The 18,018-nt window shown below is 67.9% G+C and carries 13 protein-coding genes; all 13 read right to left on the bottom strand.

All coding sequences use genetic code 11. From position 1 onward, the window contains the following. Nucleotides 1-3 precede the first annotated feature (3 nt). The 13 genes from QZ853_RS18930 to QZ853_RS18870 all read right to left on the bottom strand — a co-directional run bounded on the left by QZ853_RS18930 (nt 4) and on the right by QZ853_RS18870 (nt 17,825). Entirely contained in the window at nt 4-690 is a 687-nt protein-coding gene (locus QZ853_RS18930) for an alginate O-acetyltransferase AlgF (RefSeq protein ID WP_295577738.1), read from the bottom strand. Next, a complete protein-coding gene (locus QZ853_RS18925; RefSeq protein ID WP_295577735.1) occupies nt 687-2,165 on the bottom strand; it encodes an AMP-binding protein in 1,479 nt (492 codons plus the stop codon). Before QZ853_RS18925 ends, QZ853_RS18930 begins: the two co-directional genes overlap by 4 nt. A gap of 117 nt (nt 2,166-2,282) precedes the next feature. After that, complete coding sequence (locus QZ853_RS18920; RefSeq protein ID WP_295577732.1) at nt 2,283-2,516, bottom strand: phosphopantetheine-binding protein; 234 nt, start codon at nt 2,514-2,516, stop codon at nt 2,283-2,285. A gap of 16 nt (nt 2,517-2,532) precedes the next feature. Next, on the bottom strand, nt 2,533-4,113 hold the full coding sequence (locus QZ853_RS18915; protein WP_295577728.1) for an MBOAT family O-acyltransferase: 1,581 nt from the start codon (nt 4,111-4,113) through the stop codon (nt 2,533-2,535). A gap of 13 nt (nt 4,114-4,126) precedes the next feature. After that, nucleotides 4,127-5,251 carry a cell division protein FtsQ gene (locus QZ853_RS18910; RefSeq protein WP_295577725.1) on the bottom strand — a complete coding sequence of 375 codons (1,125 nt, stop codon included), beginning with the start codon at nt 5,249-5,251 and terminating at the stop codon, nt 4,127-4,129. A gap of 4 nt (nt 5,252-5,255) precedes the next feature. Then, nucleotides 5,256-6,284: a twin-arginine translocation pathway signal gene (locus tag QZ853_RS18905; protein WP_295577721.1), complete on the bottom strand. Its 1,029-nt coding sequence runs from the start codon at nt 6,282-6,284 to the stop codon at nt 5,256-5,258. A 21-nt stretch (nt 6,285-6,305) separates the two neighbouring features. Next, complete coding sequence (locus QZ853_RS18900; RefSeq protein ID WP_295577714.1) at nt 6,306-9,122, bottom strand: hypothetical protein; 2,817 nt, start codon at nt 9,120-9,122, stop codon at nt 6,306-6,308. Beyond that, nucleotides 9,119-11,266: a glycosyl transferase family protein gene (locus tag QZ853_RS18895; protein WP_043033835.1), complete on the bottom strand. Its 2,148-nt coding sequence runs from the start codon at nt 11,264-11,266 to the stop codon at nt 9,119-9,121. Before QZ853_RS18895 ends, QZ853_RS18900 begins: the two co-directional genes overlap by 4 nt. 6 nt (nt 11,267-11,272) lie before the next feature. After that, nucleotides 11,273-13,477, bottom strand: a complete 2,205-nt coding sequence (locus tag QZ853_RS18890) for a hypothetical protein (protein WP_295577688.1) — start codon at nt 13,475-13,477, stop codon at nt 11,273-11,275. Further along, nucleotides 13,474-14,658 carry a UDP-N-acetylglucosamine 2-epimerase (non-hydrolyzing) gene (gene wecB, locus QZ853_RS18885; RefSeq protein WP_295577674.1) on the bottom strand — a complete coding sequence of 395 codons (1,185 nt, stop codon included), beginning with the start codon at nt 14,656-14,658 and terminating at the stop codon, nt 13,474-13,476. The genes QZ853_RS18890 and wecB overlap by 4 nt, the downstream gene beginning before the upstream one ends. 135 nt (nt 14,659-14,793) lie before the next feature. Next, complete coding sequence (gene pncB / locus QZ853_RS18880; RefSeq protein WP_295577659.1) at nt 14,794-15,993, bottom strand: nicotinate phosphoribosyltransferase; 1,200 nt, start codon at nt 15,991-15,993, stop codon at nt 14,794-14,796. Between the two features lie 138 nt (nt 15,994-16,131). Beyond that, nucleotides 16,132-16,977 (bottom strand): glycosyltransferase family 2 protein, encoded by an 846-nt coding sequence (locus tag QZ853_RS18875; RefSeq protein WP_295577647.1) that lies wholly within the window; start codon nt 16,975-16,977, stop codon nt 16,132-16,134. Next, the gene (locus QZ853_RS18870; protein WP_295577645.1) at nt 16,974-17,825 is read right to left on the bottom strand and encodes a glycosyltransferase; all 852 of its coding nucleotides are present in this window, start codon (nt 17,823-17,825) and stop codon (nt 16,974-16,976) included. Before QZ853_RS18870 ends, QZ853_RS18875 begins: the two co-directional genes overlap by 4 nt. Nucleotides 17,826-18,018: the final 193 nt, after the last annotated feature.

Genomic DNA, 18,018 nt, shown 5'->3' with positions numbered 1-18,018 from the left:
GCGTCAGCGGCTCACGCTGTCGGTACCACTGAGCTGCCCCTGCAGCACCGGAGCGCTGGCAGTACCGGTCAGGAACAGGCTGTAGTGATCTCCGGGCTGCAGCGCCGGCAGTTCCAGCGCGGTGCTGTCCTTGGCACCACAGCTGGCGACCAGGCGCGCCTTCACCGGATTGATCGCACGTGCTGCGCTGCGCCCGGCGGCCACCGCCGGGAACACCGCGGCGCCCTTGTCGGCCATCGCCAGCTTGCCCTGCGCGCAGCCGGCGGCCAGGTTGTAGAAACGGATCTCGGCCTTCAGCGCATCGCTGCTGCCGCCGCCGTCTTCCAGCACCGCCAGCGGCTTGGACGGCGCAGCGCCATCCAGCACCAGCGTGGTGAAGCTGCCGGCCGCCACGGCCGGCTGCGTACGTGGCTTGCCGGCCACGCGCACGGTGAACGGCTTGCCGCCTTCCACGATGGCGTAGCGGGTGGCACGCGCCGCCGGGCCCACGTTCTGGTCGGCACCGTTGGCGACACCGGCCTTGACTGCGTTCGCGCCCGGGTTGAGCACGCGCACGAACGCGGAGCCGGCCGGCGGCCGTGCGGCATACAGCTGGGCCAGGCGCCCTTCCGGTGCGGCCTGCTGGGCGAAGGAGGCGCACGGCGCCAGCACCAGCGCCGCGGCAATCAGGGATTTCATCGACAGGTTCATGCAGGTTTCTCCGTCATGCGAAGCGTGCGTGCCAAGGTCTGGTAACGCTGCTCCAGTTGCTTGCGATCGACCTTGTTGCTGATCGTCTGCGGTAGGGCATCCACAGCGAACAGCTCCGAAGGAATCATGTAGGGCGGCATGTAGCATTCCATCTGTTCCTTCCAATCGGCCAGTGCCTCGGGCACGCGTTGCAGTTCGCCGCTGGCCGGCTGCGTCGTTTCGATGAAGCCGATCATGCGCACCAAGCTGCCATCGGGCCGGCGCAGCACCACCGCCGCGCCGGCCACCACGCCGGGCAGCCGGGCCAGGCCGACATCCACTTCGGCCAGTTCGATGCGATAGCCGTTGAGCTTGATCTGGTCATCGCGACGGCCGCGGAAATAGAACCGCCCCTGCGCGTCCTGGTCGCCGAGGTCGCCACTGCGATAGGCGCGCTTGCCGTTGTGTTCGAACAGGACACCGGCATCCAGGTCCGGGCGTTCCAGGTAGCCGCGCATGACGTGGTCGCCGGCCATGCAGATCTCGCCATCCACCAGGAACACCTCGGCATAGGGCTTGCCCACGCCGATCGGGAACGGGTTGGGCGCGGCCGCGCGCAGGGTCGGGTCGATCTCCACCCAGGTGGTGGAACAGGTGGCCTCGGTGGGGCCGTAGGAATTGATGATGCGCACCTGCGGGAAGCGTGCCCACAGCTCCTCGGCCACGCGTGGGGTCAGCGATTCGGCGCCGAACACGAACACGCGCAGGTCCGGCAGATGCGCTGCATCGAAGCGCGGGTTGAGGATCTGCTGGCGCACGAACGACGGCGTGGAGGCCCACACCGCCACCTTTGAATCACGCAGGTGGTCGATGAACTGCTCGCTGCTGGCGATCACCTCGCGCGGGCACAGCACGCAGCAGCCGCCCAGGCCCAGCGCGCCGCACAGGTCGAACAGCGAGAAGTCGAAGCTGAAGAGCATCTGGTTCATGAACGCCGGCGCCGGCCCCAGCGCCAGGCAGTCGCGGATCCAGCCGGTGAACAGCGCGACACTGTCGCGGCCGATCTGCACACCCTTCGGGTCGCCGGTGCTGCCGGAGGTGAACATGATGTAGGCCAGGTCCGGTACCGCCAGCGGGCGCGGTGCTTCGGCACCCGGCAGGAAGGCATCGGCGGCCGCGTCGTAGACCGCGCGCGCATGCACCAGGGTGGTGATGCGCTGCAGGCGCGCCTGCGGGTTGATGTTGTCCACCGGCACGTAGGTCACGCCCATGCTGAGGCAGCCGAGCATGGCAACGACGAAGGCCGCTTCCTTGTGCCCGGAAATCACCAGCGCATCGCCCGCAGCCAGGCCCGCCGCGCGCGCACGCTCGATCCAGTCCTGGGTGCTGCGGTACAGGCGCGCCCAATCCATCACGCCATCGGCAGCGTGCAGGGCCGGGGCCTGCGCGGCGACCTCCAGGTCGGCGAAGCGGCAGTGGTCGAAATCGAAGTACATCGCGCTATCTCCGGCGCCGTTGAAGAGAGGTAGAGCCGAGCCGATGCTCGGCTGGATGTTCAGCGAAACCAAGCCGAGCGTGGCCCGGCGCTGCGGGGGGCGGCCAGACCCGGGCGATCAGCGCGCGCCGTGCTCGGCCACGTAGTCGGCCAGTACCTGCACCGAATCCACCAGCGTATCGATCTCGTCAACCGGCAGGGTCACGCCGAGGCGGTCCTTGACCTCGACCATCAGCTGCACCTTCGACATCGAATCGAACAGCGACTCGATGTATTCGTCCGGCTGCACGCGCGTGCCAATCACCGCCTCGACGATATCAATCAGCTGGTTCTGGATCGTCTGCTTGTCCATGTTGCTATCCACCTTGTCAGAACTGGAAGTAAAGGAAACGGGTTTCTTTGTGCAGGTTGAGCAGGCACAAAGCCAGCAGCACCAGCATCAGCAGCAGCCAGGCCAGGTTCGGCTGCCAGCGCATCCACGCGCGCGGTGCGGGGTTGGGCTTGGCCAGCGAGGGCGAGTACACGCCCATGATCTGGTGCGCATTCGGCGCCAGCCAGACGATGGCCAGTGACACCAGGATGTAGAGCAGCTGCAGGTGGTGGCCGAGCAGCAGGCGCATGCCATCGGCCAGGCCCAGGCCGCCTACATGGCCCAGGTTCTCCATGCTCTCCCAGCCACGCACGCCGAACATGCCTTGGATCAGCTGCCAGGCATCATGCACACCATCGGCGCGGAAGAACGCCTGCGCCACCAGCACCGCACCGAAGGTCAGCAGCAGGTAACCCGCGTGCTGGAACGGGTTGAGCGTGCGCATCGCCGCCGGCTTGCGGCCACCCACGAACACGCGCCAGGCGTGGTTGATGGCCAGGTAGGCGGCATGCAGCAGGCCGAAGATCAGGAACTGCACGCCGGCGCCGTGCCAGATACCGGCCAGGCCCATCGCCCACACCGTGGGCAGCACGATCATCGACAGGAAGCCCCCGGCGGTGGACACCGCGGCCGGGCCGGTCGGGCGCCCATGACGGGTGCGCCAGCGGGTCACCGCCATCGCCACTGGGTAGTACAGGTAGGCGGTGATGTAGCGGGTGAGCGTCATGTGCCAGCGCGCCCAGAAGTCGATGATGCTGGTGGCCTTGTACGGCGAGTTGAAGTTCAGCGGGAAGCGGATGCCGAACATCCGGGCCAGGCCCAGTGCCATGTCCGAATAGCCGGAGAAGTCAAAGTACAGCTGCAGCGCATAGGTCAGTGCTGTGGCCCACGCGCCCCAGAACTGCACGTCACCGGTGGAGGCGAAACCGGCGTCGGCATACGGCGCCAGGGTGTCGGCCAGCAGCACTTTCTTGGCCAGACCGATCACGAACAGCATGCCGCCGATCGAGAGATTCTCAGCCTGGAAGCGGTAGGTCTCGCGCTTGCTGAACTGCGGCATCATCTCTTTGTGATGCAGGATCGGGCCGGCGATCAGGTGCGGGAAGAAGGTTACGAACAGCACGTAGCTGAGCGGGCTGCGGTCGTTGACCACGCCGGCGCGGCAGTCCAGCAGGTAGCCGATCTGGGTGAAGGTGAAGAAGGAAATGCCCAGCGGCAGGATCAGCGTGTCCATCGGGCCGACGTTGAAGCCCATGTCGTGGACGAAGTTCACCATCGCCGCGAAGTACTTGTAGTGCACCAGCAGCAGGATGTCGGCGGCTACACCGAAGGCGGTGGCCAGCAGCTGCAACTTCGGCCGCTTGGCCAGCGACAGGATGACCAGGCTGACCAGGTAATTGAAGGCGATCGAGCCGGCCAGCAGGATGACGAACTGCGGATTCCACCAGCCGTAGAACACGATCGAGGCCACGCACAGCCACAGCGCGGCCAGCCGTGGCTGCAGCGCGCCCAGCAGGTAGTGCACGCCCAGCGCGATCGGCAGGAAAACCAGAAGGAACAGGAAGGAGTTGAAGAGCATGGTCGGTCGGCGCTCAGTCGATGCCGGCCAGTGCCTTCTGCTCGCCTTCGGTCAGCGGCAGGGACAGGGCCATTTCAGAGAATTCCCAGATCACCAGCTTCAGGGTCGGCGGCCACGTCGCCTGCTGCGGCCATGCCGCCAGCAGTGCGCCGGAGAACTGGCCGCCGTCCATGCTCTGGTTCCATACCTCGCGCCCCAGGCCATGGCCCAGGCGTTCGGCAAACAGGCTGCGCCGGCCGTTGGAGCTGCCCAGCAGCAGCACCTCCACCGGCGGCGTGTCATCAAGCAGTCCGCCGCTGCGGACCGGGGCGATCACCTGCTCCGGTTCCTGGTCCAGCGAAGGCCGCCATGCCGGCCCGGCATGCTCCAGCCCGGCCAGCACGATCAGATCGCCCATGCGCGGCTTCGGCGCGCCCAGCGGGCCGACCTCGAACGCTTGGCCGCCCTGCCCGCCCAGCAGCGGCAGCGCCGCCGCAGTGACTGCATCGGCAGCGCGCTGTGCGCCGATCCGGTTCATGTGCACGTCGGTGCGGAAGAACACGGGCGCGTCCTGCGCGGACAGCACCGGCAGCAGGTCCACGCTGGGCACCTTTGCCTCCGCCAGTGCCTGTTGCCACTGCCCGTAGCGTGCGCGCATCGGCTCGGAATAGCGCAGGCCACAGGTGTGCGCCTGTTCGATACGCGATTTGTCCGGCACCACCACCACCAGCAACTGCACGCCCTTGGCCCGCATCTGCTGCGACCAGTGCTGCATCAAGCGCACGCGATCAGTGAACACCTTGGCGCTGGCGCCGGGTTGCGGGCGCAGGCCGTCGCGGTAGAACAGCCAGTCCGGGCAGCCCAGTGCCACCTGGTCGCCGGTATCGCCCAGCAGGCGGTAACGCAGCGCGGCGCCGACCAGATCACCTTCGTTCTGGATCGGCAGGCGCAGCGCCTGGTTGATCGCCTGCCCGGCCTCGCCGTCGGCCCACTTGGAGGGCAGCAGCTTTTCGGCCGGCAGCTTGGCGTTGGCCAGCATCCACCCCCCGGCGCAGACACCGATCAACAGCAGCGCCGACACCACCACGGCGGTCAGCCGATGAGCGCGCGGCGGGGCAGCGGGCGGCAGGGGCGCGGGCGCCCCGGGACGGGCATTCATCGGTTTACTGCCCCAGTGCCTTGTGCAGGCGAGCCTTCCACTGCTCGGCCGTCATGATCGAGGCGTTGTCCCACTGGCCGCGTGCATCCGGGCCCTGCGGGTAGGACGGCTCGAACATCTGCCAGACCAGCACCTGTGGCTTGTTCTGCTTGAAATCGGCCGATTCCAGGTATTCCAGCAGCATCACCCAGTGACCCACGTTGCCCGGCTTCCAGTTCACCGACACCGGCCGGTCGACCAGGTTGGACAGCTTCTGCGGGAAACCGAAGTACGGCTGCACCATGCTGTGGCCGGTCACATGCACCGGTGCCGGCGCATCATCCAGCAGCGACTGCTGTTCGGCCTGGCGGCGCACGGTGAAGGTGTCGCGGCCGATCGCCTTGCGCTGCTCGTCGGTGAGGAACAGTTCGGCCAGGTCGCCGAAGCGCCGCTCCTTGATCTCGCTGCCCAGCGCCAGGCCGGTACCGGCCTGGCCGGCCAGGGTCGGCACCTGCTCCTTGATCTTGGCGGCGACGGCCACGGCAACCGCGTCGGCGGCCGGCTGGGTCCAGTGCTGGTCGCTGCGGTAGAACACATCCTGGCCGCCCTGCTTGACCTGGCGCATGGCCTGCAGCGCATCCACGGCCGGCACCTGGGCCTTGGCCAAACCCTCGAGCTCCAGCGCATAACGGCCACGAACCGGATCGCCCAGGCGCTTGCCCTCCGGCAGCTTGTCTTCATAGAACAGCGCCTTGTCCGGCAGCACCAGCACCTGCAGCTTCACGCCAGCGGCGGCCAGCGCACGCTGTGCTTCGGCGATCAGCGCGGTGTTGCGCGCGACGGCGGCGGTGTCGACCTCGGTCAGGCTGCCCCAGGCCGGGAACAGCCAACCGTCCTTGCCGGTCAGCACGATGGACGAATCCTGGTGGGTGGCGGCCACCGGCGCAGCCGGTGCCTGCGCCTGCAACGGGCCTGCGGCGGCAAGCGCACACAGCGCGGCCAGCAGCAACATGCGCGTTCGGCGCGCGGTGGATGAACGGGAAACGGGCTTCATCGGCAGCTCCTTCTTGCGGCGTCAGTAGTACAGGGTGGCGGTGGCGAACAGACCCTTGGCCCGCTGGGTATCACCGCCGCCGATGGCGAAGCGGTAGGACACCGACAGGTCGAGGTAGGAGCGCGCCGCGTTGTAGTGGTCCTCGCGGAACCAGTAGCGCGCGCCGACGCCGGGGCCGGCGCCGAGCGACCAGCTGCGCTGGGTATCGGACAGCGCGAACGACTGCGGCCCGATGCCGGGGTAGTCGATGCCGCGCACCCGCGAGCGCTGGTCCTGCCAATCGGCGCCCAGCACCAGATACGGGGTCAGCACCCAGCGGGTCTGGTCGGCACCGAAACGGTAGTTGCGGCCGGCGCGCAGTTCGGCCGCGGCAAACGCCTGCTGGCGACGCAGGCGGCCGTTGGATTCACTCACCCGCTGGCTGGGGTTGCCGCTGGCATCGAGCGCATCGATGGTGAAGTGCGCACGGTTGTCGTCCCAGCTCAGGCCGGCCTGGGCGTAGCCACTGACCGTCCACCACTGGCTGACGTCGGTGCGCACGCCGGTGCCCTTGTAGAAACCGTAGGTGGCATAGGTCATCCAGCCCCCGGCACTGTCGTTCAAGCGATAGCGCGCCAGCAGGTTGGCCTGCAGCGGGCGTTCGGATTCGAGCTGGATCTGGCAGCGTACCGCCGCCGAGTCGGCATAGATGCCACCGCGGCGGGTCGCGCTGCCGAGGAACTGGCGGCGTTCCAGGCCGACGCTGAGGCCGGTCTGGCCGAACGCATAGCGCACGCCGAACGAGCCGATGGTGGACGGCCAGCCGGCAATCGAGCGCGACCGGCTGAGGCGTTCGGCGCGTTCGCGGTTGTCCGGCGTTTCCACCCCGGTGCAGGGGTCGGTGAACAGCAGCGATTCAAAGGTGCCGCCGGCGTCGTACAGCGTGTTGGCAATGCGAGCGTAGGCTTCCAGCGTGCCGTGCTGGTTGTTGGTCGCCTGCGGCCGCCAGAACGCTTCCAGCGTGCTGAACACCGAGGCGCCCGGCGTGCTGATCGACGCACCGCCCAGGTTGGTCGCCGCCTGCCGCGAACCACGATAGCCGGCCGCTGCGGTCACGCCCCAGGTGCGCGAGTAACTGGCGATGGCGCTGCGCGTGTTGTAGCGCTGCGCCTTGTCCAGCGGCAGCTGGCCGGCATCGGCGGCATCGATCGCCCCGCGCAGCAGGGTCACCGCCTGGCGATGGTCCCCGGTGGCGGCACTGGCGTAGGCCTGATCCATCACCACGGTCTTGGGCGCCTTGCCGGTGGCCTCGGCGGCGCGGAAGTCGGCCAGCGCCAGCGCAGGCTCGCGCGCCGCCTGGTTGAGGTAACCACGCTGCATCAGCAGCCCGGCATCATCAGGATGCGCGCTCAGCGCGGTGTCCAGGCGCTGCCGCGCTTCAGCCTGCTGGCTGCGGTTGCCGGCGGCGAGCGTAGTGGTCAGCAGGCCCTGCAGCGGCACGCTGTCCGGGTCGTCCTGCACGGCCCGGCGTGCTTCGACGATGGCCTGCTGGTAGTCCTGCCGGCCGTAGGCGGCGTAGGCGCGCTGCGAGGCACCACCATCGCCCTGCAGGTCGGCCGGCATCAGTTCGCACTGGGTGCCATACGGCGTGTCGCGGCACTGCTGGAACGGCGCCGGATACGACTGCAGGGTCAGGGTCTGGCCGGCGCGCGCCGCGCGGATGGCCTTGGCGCGCTCGGCCACGGCCTGGCGGATGCCCTGCTGGGTCTTCTCGTCCTCGTCGGCCAGCGTATCGGCCTGCAACGGCGCCAGCAGCGCGGAGGCGCGCTCGCGATCGCCAGCCGCCACTGCGGCATCCACTGCCAGCAGGCGCACGTTGCGCTGCTGCTGGCCGTCCAGCCAATCCTGCTTCAGCGCGGCATCGAAATCGGCGTTGGCCTTCGCGGTCTCGCCCTGGCGCTGGCGCAGGTAGGCGCGCATGACCAGCGCGACGGTGTCGTCCTGGTCGTTGTCCAGGGCATCGTTGGCGGTCTGCTCGGCAGCCGCCAGCTGCCCGTCGAGCAGCTGTGCGGTCATCAGCAGCAGGCGGTGCGACGCCACGCCCGGCGCGCGCGCCACGGCCTCACGGGCAAAACCAGCGGCGGCGCCGAAGTCCTGCGCGATCAGTGCCTGGTAGCCATCCTGCGCGGGCTTCACCGCACGCTGGCGGCCCAGCGCCACGCGCTTGGCGCGCAGGTCGGCCACGTTCGGGGCGCCCAGCTGCAGCGCGGTGGCCGCGGCCGCATCGGCCTGTTCCAGTTGCTGCTGCGCTTCCAGCGATGCCACCCACAGCATCGCCCACGCGCCCTGCTGCGGCTGCTGGCGGAAGGCCTGCTCGGCCTTGCTGGCTGCCACTGCCATCTGGTCGTTGTTGTAGGCGGTGTAGGCCTCGGTGGCGATCGCGAAGGCCTGCTGGTAGGCACGTTCAGCCGGGGTCTGGCGCGCGGTCGGCGCGGCTCGGGTGCCGGTCGCGCTGCTGGCGCTGGGCGCTGCACTGGCCAGCCCCGCCAGGGCCGGGTCCTTCAGTCCAGCATTCAAGGCATTGCGCGCCTGTTGCCGGGCCTCGTCGCCGCGTCCCAGCTTCTGCAGCGCGTAGATCTGCAGCAGGCGCAGGCGCACCACGTCCGGGCGCAGCCGCGAGGCCTCGCTGGCCTGGCGGTAGGCGGCGCTGTAGTCACCGCGCTCGTACGATGCAAAGGCCTGCTCGGCCAGCCGATACGCAGGGCCGGACAGCGGCAGCGGTGCGTCCGACTGCGCGTAGGCTGGCGTAGTGGCAGCCAGGGCGACGGCAATGACGGTGGACAGCAGCGTGGTCTTCATGCCGTTACGACTCCGGGAGGCGGTGACTGCAGCAACGCGGCACGGCGGCGCTGCTCTTCCATGGCCTGGGCAACGGCCTCTTCGGTGGCGATGCCCTTGGTCACCAGGTAATCGCCGATGCGGCCATCGCGTTGCGGCTTGTACTCGTCCAGCGCGATCTCGAACCGCGCGTGGTCGATCAGCTGCATCTCCACCAGCAGGTCGCCCAGCAGCGGCACGGTATCGATACGCCACTGCTCGGCACCGCCGATCATGCGCAACCCCGCGTTGATCTCGCTTTCGCGGGCCACGCTCTGTTCGACATGCGCGTTGCCGGTTTCCTGCTTGAGCAGGGCCAGCGCGGCCTCGGACAGCGGATTGGCCACGGCCAGGCGCAGCGTGTCGTCCCGCAGCGGCGGCAACGGCAGCATGCGCCACTGCACGCAGGCATCGACGCTGACCGGGAATTCGCCGCGGGTCAGGTAATCGACATCGATCACCGCGCGCTGCAGGTCGCCCTGGAAGGCAATCGCTTCGGCCAGGGTTTCGTCATCCAGCCAGCCCTGCGACAACAGGATGCGGCCGAGCGGCTGCTTGCGCCCGCCCTGCTGTTGCTGCAAGGCCTCTTCCAGCCGCTCCGGCTCGACCGCCTGCCAGGTGGTCAGCAGTTCGCCGAGGCGCTTGCGCGTCTGCACCAGCGCCGACGCATCGGGGAAGTCATGCATGGTCTTGTCCCAGACCATGCGCTTGCCGAACAGCAGGTAGGCCAGGAACATCTTCCACGCACGCGCCGTGGCCATGAAGTTGACCATGTTGCCGACCACCATGCGCGGGATCGACATCAACGCGTGTTCCCAGCCATACAGCCGGTTGACGAAGTAGAAACGCTGCACCACACGGGTCGCCAGCGCTGCGGTGGTCAGCAGCGCGATGTTCATCTGCCAGGTCCCGGCCTGGAACACGCTGGGATACTGCAGGGTCCACACACCGGTCACCTTCAGCAGCCAGAACAGCAGCAGCTGCAGGAAGATGACGTAGGCGATGATGCTGACGAACGAAGTGATGATGCCCTTGCGGTCGCGGGCCAGCAGGTACTTGGTGGCCAGCGATCCGCGCCACCCCAGCGTTTCCCAGCTCTGCAGGCCGATGCCCAGCACCCAGCGTGCTTTCTGCCGGTACGACGCGCGGAAGTTGTCGGGGAAGTATTCGCGCACGCACAGCGCCATCTGCTGGGTGCGCTCGCGTACCGGCCCCCAGCCGAACCACGACGGCCGGCGCACCAGGAAGTGCACCGGGAAGCGGGCGAAGATCGAGTGCATGCCCATTGCGGCCAGGCGCGCTCCGACGTCGTAATCCTCGGTCAGGCTGTCGGTGTTGAACGGCTGGTTGTCGGTCTGCTCGCTCAGCGCCAGCAGTGCGCGCCGCGAGAAGCAGGTGCCGACGCCGGCCGAGGGCACCATGCCGGAGACGCTTTCGCGCACTACCAGATCCTTGGCGTGCCATTCGGCGAACTCGTCCATGTACACGCCGGCCACCAGCTCGTACCACTCGCGGTCCAGCGAGGTCACCGGCAGCTGGATCATGTCCTTGCGCGGCAGCAGATAGTTGAAGAACCGCAGTTCCATCGGGTGCAGCACGTCTTCGCTGTCATGCAGGATGACGCCGGCGAACTCGATGTCGTGGCGCTTCTCGTAGTCGAAGATCGACAGGATCAGCCAGTTCAGGCAGTCGGCCTTGCTGGTCGGGCCGTCATGCGGCACTTCCACCCGGCGCAGGCGCTTGTAGCGGCGGCGCATGCGCTCGACTTCATCAATGGTCGCCTGGTCATTGGGATAGGTGCCGACGAACACCACGTACTCGCGGTAATCGAGCACATTGATCATGTTCTCGACCATCTGCGCGATGACGTCGTATTCCATCCACGCCGGCACCATGATCGCCAGCGGCTGTTCCGGCCGCTGCAGCAGGTCCTGCTGGGTCAGCGGCTTGTACTCGCGGCGCTTCTTGACCGTCAGCGTGCGCCAGGTTTCGCGGGTCCAATACCAGACGTCGATGAACAGGTCATCGAGGCTGGAGATCAGGATCAGCACGGCGACTGCCGCCGCCACTGTTTCCAGGGCGGCGTAGTAGTTGGCCAGCTGGATGTTCCAGAACAGACCGTCCACGACGGATCAGTGCCCGGTGCTGGCGGACTTGCGGCGGCGGCGGACCTGGGTGATGCGGGCGGCCAGCAGCGCGAACACCACCACGCCGACGGCGATCAGCAGCCATACCATGTGCTTTTCCCAGCCCGACTGCGGATTGCCTTCTTCGGCGATGCGCGAGCCGTACGGGTCCTGGCTGTCGAAGTCGCGCACCACGTCGCTGCCATCGATCACCGCCAGGTCACCGCGCAGCAGGCGGAACGGGGTGTCCAGCGTCGGCCCCTGTGTGCCGAGGTCGCTGTACAGCACGCCAGTCTGGCCGCCGGCCGAGGCCACCTGTACTGCGGCGGCATGTTCAACCCCGGTCAGGTCCAGCAGTGCCTGCGGCTTACCGGCGATCACCAGGTGGCCATCCTTCAGGCCGGCCAGAGTGAAGCCCGAGGGCGCCACGCCGAAGGCCAGGTAGGGCTTGGCCGGGCTGATCGCCGCACCGGCATCGACCACCTTCAGTTCGGCGGCTTCCGGCGAGGTACCGACAGCACTGGCAATGGCGATCACCTTGGCCAGCGACGCCGGCGCATCCTGCAGCCAGGTGCCCGGCACGAACACTTCGTTGGAACGCGACAGCAGGCTGGCGGCACCGATGAAGTCGGTACCGAGGGTGCGCTTGGCCAGCTTGATGTGGCTGCTGGGCAGGATCGATACCGGGAATGCCGTGGCCGGGTCATGGCAGTACGGCCGCGCGGGCTGGCGCAGGAAGCTGACGCGGACTTCGTTGCGCGCCGACAGTGCGTAGGCCGGCACCTTGGCCACCAGGCGCTGCGGCTTGCCATTGGCCGACAGCACCTTGGCACCCAGCAGGTAATCGTTGAAGAAGATCGTGGCCACCGCGCCCTGCCCGCCCGCGTTCGGCGCAGCGGAGACGTCGATCACCACTTCCTCGGGCAGGCGGCCATCGGCCGACAGCGCGCCCAGCTCGAAGCTGGCAGTGCGGTCGCCGCGGCTGACGATGTCCTGGGTGCCGGCGATATTGCCCAGGCGGCTGAGCAGCACCAGGTCACCCTGCATCGGCGGGGCACCGGCCTGATCGACCTTCAGCGAACGACCCAGTGCATACGCGCGCCATTGTTCGGACAGCAACCCGGCGACCTTGCCACCGGCGGCCGGATCAACCACCAGGGTCGGACGGCCGGCCACTGCGGCCACGCTCACCGACGCGGCGGCCACCGGCTTTTCCAGCGCGCCCATGTCGGCCGCACGCCACGCGCTGAACGCGCTGGCGGCATCGGCGCCGCTGGCACCCACCTGCGTGGCCAGGGCATCGAGCGCGGCGCGCACGCCGTTGCGCAGGGCTTCACTGCCGATCATCACATCCGCCGCCAGCGGACCGCTGTCACGCAGCGACAGCAGTGCGCCGATTTCGGCCAAGTCCTTGATCGCGTGCGTGCGCTCGCCAGCGGCCAGCGCAGCGTAGGCCGGCACACCCATCAGGCTGGCCGGAATGCTGATGCCGGTCAGGTCGACGCTGTCGCCGACCTTGGGCAAGGCGACCACATCCACCTGCTTGCCGCCGGTCTGCAGCGCGGCACCGATACGCCAGGCTGCATCATACGACGCGGCCTGCAACGACTTGCCATCGACCAGCAGGCGCACGCGCGGCGGTAATGCCCCCCAGGCCTTGGCCACCGTATCCACCGCACGACCATCGAAGCGGTAGCTGAAGCGCGAATCGGGAGACAGCCGCAGCACGTTGGCCGGTGCGCTCTGGTCGGCGCAGCGGTAATCGGAAACGATCGACCACCAGCCCACGCCGACGCGGACGAAGCCGTTGTCGCGGGGCTCGCCATCGATCGCCAGCAGCTGGCTGGCATCGCCCTGCGCATCGGTGATCGAGCGCGCGGCGATCGGGTCACCATCGACCGACCACAGCCCGGAGGTGCGGCCGGTGTGGCCACGCACGTAGCGGCCATCCAGCTGCAGCTGAGCGTCGCGGGTCGGCACGCCCACCGGCACAGGCAGGTAGATCTCGCGCTGGCTCTCCTGGCCACTGAGCACCAGCGGCTGGCGGAAGCCCAGCTGGCGCAGCGTCATCTGCCGGGTCACGGTGCTGTCGCCGGTCCATTCGGCGAACTGCCCGGCCGCGGTGTCGGCCGCGCTGGCGATGGCCGCGCTGCTGGCCAGGGCCAGTGCGGTGGACACCAAGAGGAAGGTACGTCGGCCTGTCTGGGTCATGGCGTCACTTCGTGCAGAGGAGAGGGAGCGAGGCCGGCGCTGCGATGGCCGGGCTTGAATTCGGGCAACGGCTGGCCGCGCAGCGCGGCGACGATGCGCGCACTGGCGCGTCCGTCGCCGTACGGGCTGGCATCGGGATCAAAACGGGTGGCGTGCGCCGGCTGTGCCAGTGCGGCGTTGACCGACTCGACGATGCGCGCCGGCATGGTGCCGACCAGCTTCACGACGCCAGCTTCAACCGCTTCCGGACGCTCGGTCACATCGCGCATCACCAGCACCGGCTTGGCCAGTGCCGGCGCTTCTTCCTGCACGCCGCCCGAATCGGTGAGGATCACGTCGGCGCGCTGCATCAGGCGCACGAAGCTGAGGTAATCCTGCGGCGGCACCAGGTGCACGTTGTGCAGGTGGCCGAGCTCGGCGTTGACCGGGCCCTGCACGTTCGGGTTGAGATGCACCGGGTACAGCACCTGAAGGTCTTCGCGCCGGGCCAGTTCGGCCAGCGCGCGGCAGATATCCAGGAAACCCTGGCCGAAACTCTCGCGCCGGTGGCCAGTGACCAGCAGCAAGCGACGCTTCGGGTCGAGCATCTGGAACGGCGCATCGGCCCGGGCACGCAGCGCGGGATCGCGATCGAGCTGCTGCACGGTCTGCTGCAGGGCATCGATGACGGTGTTGCCGGTGACCACGATGTTGCCACCCAGGTGCTCGCGGGCCAGGTTGCTGCGCGAGCTCGGCGTGGGTGCGAACAGGTGGTCGGCCACCACATCGATCACCCGCCGGTTCATTTCCTCCGGCCACGGGCGGTGGATGTCGCCGGTGCGCAGGCCCGCTTCGACATGCCCGATCGGAATGCGATGGTGGAAGGCGGCCACCGCCGCGGTCATCGCCGTGGTGGTATCGCCATGCACCAGCACGCGATCCGGACGCACCTGCGTGTAGAGCGCGTCGAGCCGCTCGAACAGCTTGGCGCACAGGCCGTTGAGGGTCTGGTTGGGGACCATGACATCGAGGTCGTGGTCGGCGGTGATCGCGAACAGCGACATCACCTGGTCCAGCATCGCCCGATGCTGGCCAGTGGTGCACACGATCGATTCGATATCCGGCGCCTCACCCAACGCCTTGACCAGCGGCCCCATCTTGATCGCTTCAGGACGGGTACCGAAAACGGAAAGAACCTTCACCGCAGAACTCCCTCAAGGCCTGCTAAACATCCTGTCGCCCGATCGTAAGCGATTCTGTGAAGTTCGGCCACATAAATGTGATGGGCATCACAAACTCGCGCAGTAAGCACTCCATCACCGTTGTGACGCACAGCGTCACTTTGTGACAGAAGTCTTCTCTTCCGGCGGCAATTCGAAGACCTGACGCAGGTAGGCCAGGTAGCCGGGGTCGTCGCACATGCTCTTGCCCGGCGAATCGCTCAGCTTGGCCACCGGCTGGCCGTTGCAACGGACCATCTTGATGACGATGTTCAGCGGCGTCGGGCCCAGGTCGTTGGTCAGGTGCGTGCCGACCCCGAAGGCGACCTGGCAGCGGCCACGGAAATAGTCGTACAGGCGCATCACCTTGGCGATGTCGAGCCCATCACTGAACACCAGCACCTTGCTGCGTGCATCGACACGGCGCTGCTGGAAGTGCGCCAGCATGCGGTCCCCCCAGTCGAACGGATCGCCGGAGTCATGGCGGACGCCGTCGAACAGCTTGCAGAAATACATGTCGAAGTCGCGCAGGAACGCGTCGAGGCCGACCACGTCGGAGAGCGCGATGCCCAGATCGCCGCGATACTCGCGTGCCCACGACTCCAGTGCCGCCACCTGCGAATCGCGCAGGCGCGGGCCCAGGGCCTGGAACGCCTGCAGGTACTCGTGCGCCATCGTGCCGTGCGGGGTCATGCCGTACAGGCGGGCGAAGTGCACGTTGCTGGTGCCGACCAGCTGCGGGCCGAGTGCATCGCGCAGCAACGGCAGCAGGCGCGCATGCCAGTCACGCGAGTAGCGGCGGCGGCTTCCGTAATCGGCAATGCGGCACTGTTCGAACCCAGGGGTATCGCGCAGCAGCGCCGCCTTGGCCTGCAGGCGGCGCTCGCCTTCAGCGAAATCGGCGGTGGTGGTGTTGCGGAACCAGACTTCGTTGATGATCGCCAGCAGCGGCACTTCAAACAGGATGGTGTGCAGCCACGGGCCGGTGATGTCCAGTTCGATCTCGCCGGGCACAGTCTTCGAAGCACGCAGCTGGATGTACTTGCGGTCGAGATGGAACAGGCCGAGGAAATCGGCGAAGTCCGGCTTCACGAAGCGCAGGCCACGCATGTAGTCCAGCTCGGCGTCACTGAAGCGCAGGCTGCACAGGTGGCCGATCTCTTCGTCGATCTGGTCGATGTAGCGGGCCAGCTCGATGCCGGGCGTGCGGCACTTGAACCGGTACTGCACCTGGGCGCCGGGATACTGGTGCAGCACCGCCTGCATCATGGTGAACTTGTACAGGTCGGTGTCGAGCAGGGACTGGATGATAGGCATGGGGCAGATTATGCGCCTGGCGGCGTGAACCGCGGCGCCCGCTCCCGCATCAGGTGTGCATGCAGCCGACCATCGGCTCGGCGCATCCGTAGAGCCGTGCCATGCGTGGATGCACCCCCAATGCAGCCGAGCATGCGCTCAGCGCAACAGGGAACGCCGCAACAACCGCGGCACCAGCACAAGTGCGTGCGCCCAGATCGCGCCCCACACCGCCACGCGCACCGGCAGCGACCGCTGCCTCGCCTCGAACTTCTGGAAGTAGCGCCACAGCCCCTTGTGCTTGTGCCATTCAACGAAGAACGGCCGCGAACGGCTGGAAACACCGCGCACATGCAGCACCTGCAGGTCGTTTGCGATCGCCACCTTCGCGCCGGCCTCGCGCGCGCGCCGGCACAGATCGAGGTCTTCGGCATGCAGGCGATAACCGGCATCCCAGCCGCCAATGCGATCAAACAGCGCACGCGGCATCATCAACAGTGCCCCCGACAGCGCCGGCACCTGCTGCAGCACCTGCTTCGGATCGCGCGGCACCGCCAGCTTCGACCCCTTGCCAGGCGAACGCAGCATCAACAGGAAATCCGGGTCGCGGCGGCGCACCGCTTCGTCGGCATGACCCTGCTCGTCCAGCTGCTCGACGCCGAGCAGGCAATCGCCGACTGCCTCGGCACGGACTCGAAGTTCGGCCAGCGTTTCCGGCTCGACCATCAGGTCCGGATTGATGAAGGCCAGCCACGGGCTGATCGAGTCGGCCACGCCCTGGTTGTTGGCAGCGGCAAAGCCGGGATTGTCCGGATTGCCGACGAAACGCACGCGCGGGTCGTGGCTGGCGTGCCGCTGCACGATATCCAGGGTGCCATCGAGCGAACCGTTGTCGATCACCCTGATCTCTTCCACGTCCTGCGCCTGGCGCAGGCGTGAAAGGCAGGCGTCGATGGTGCTGCCACTCTGGTAGGTGACGACGATGGCGGCAATGGCAGCATTCAAACGGAGGACTCCGGCACGGACGGGACGAACAGGTCACCCTGCTCGCGCGGCATTATCGCCTGCCGCATGCGCTGTTGCAGATCGGCACGCAGCCCGTGCAACGGGTCGTGCATCAGGAAGTCCGCCAACCGCGGCACCCAGCCCGGCCAGCGCGCGGCCAGTGCTTCGAGATCGCCATCGCGGCTGATCGCCTCCCCTGCACGGCTGACGAAGGCGGTCTCGCACAGCACATTGCGCCAGCCCAGCCCGGCCATGCGCAGGCTGAGGTCGACCAGTGCCGCGTTCCATCCCGCGTAGCTGTCCACATCAAGGCCTCCGGCGCGACGGCGCGCGTTGCCGCGCACCAGCACCGCATGGGTAACCGCCGAGGGCAGTTCCGGGTGCAGCGCCGGCAGGGTCGCGCAGGTATGGGCCAGCAGCGCCGGATCGTCGGGCGCGGGATTGATCTCGCCCAGGCGCGGCCAGGCGGCGGTTTCGCCGGCATTGCACCAAGGCGTGGCAGTGGCGATCGCAGCGTCGCGGGCAAAGGCATCCTGCAGTTGCTGCAACCAGCCGGGTGCCGGCACGCTGTCCGGTGCCAGCACGGCCACGTCCATGCCATCGCAGGCGCGAAGCATTTCATCCAGATGGGCCACCTCACCCAACGGCCGCGCGCGCCGGGTGTATTCGGCCTGCAATGGCGTATGCGCCAGCCAGTGTTCAACGACGGCCTGCGCACGCGGGCCGGTCTGTGCATCGTCGGCCAACCAGACCGCCGTGCCCGGTGCGGTACCGGCATCCAGCGCGGCCAGGCAGCGGTCAAGCGCAGCATCGTCCACGCACAGCGGCAACAACACGATCGCCCCCATCCCGCCTCCGTGGTTGTTGGTGGCCACAGCGTAGCACCGGGCGGGTGTCGGCCGGGTTGCACCCGGCGCCTGCTTCAGGCCAAGGCAACAGCAACCGCCGAAGCAAAAGCTGGGTTCCTCGGGTTGGCGGGGTGGGTCCGGTTGCAGGGGACGCCGTGAACCCTCCCATGGGGGCTTGGCCGCGGCATCCATG

The sequence above is a fragment of the uncultured Stenotrophomonas sp. genome, assembly GCF_913778665.1.
Classification (GTDB): domain Bacteria; phylum Pseudomonadota; class Gammaproteobacteria; order Xanthomonadales; family Xanthomonadaceae; genus Stenotrophomonas.
The sequence above is the reverse complement of the archived record's forward strand: the minus strand, read 5'-3'. Positions and strand labels throughout refer to the sequence as shown.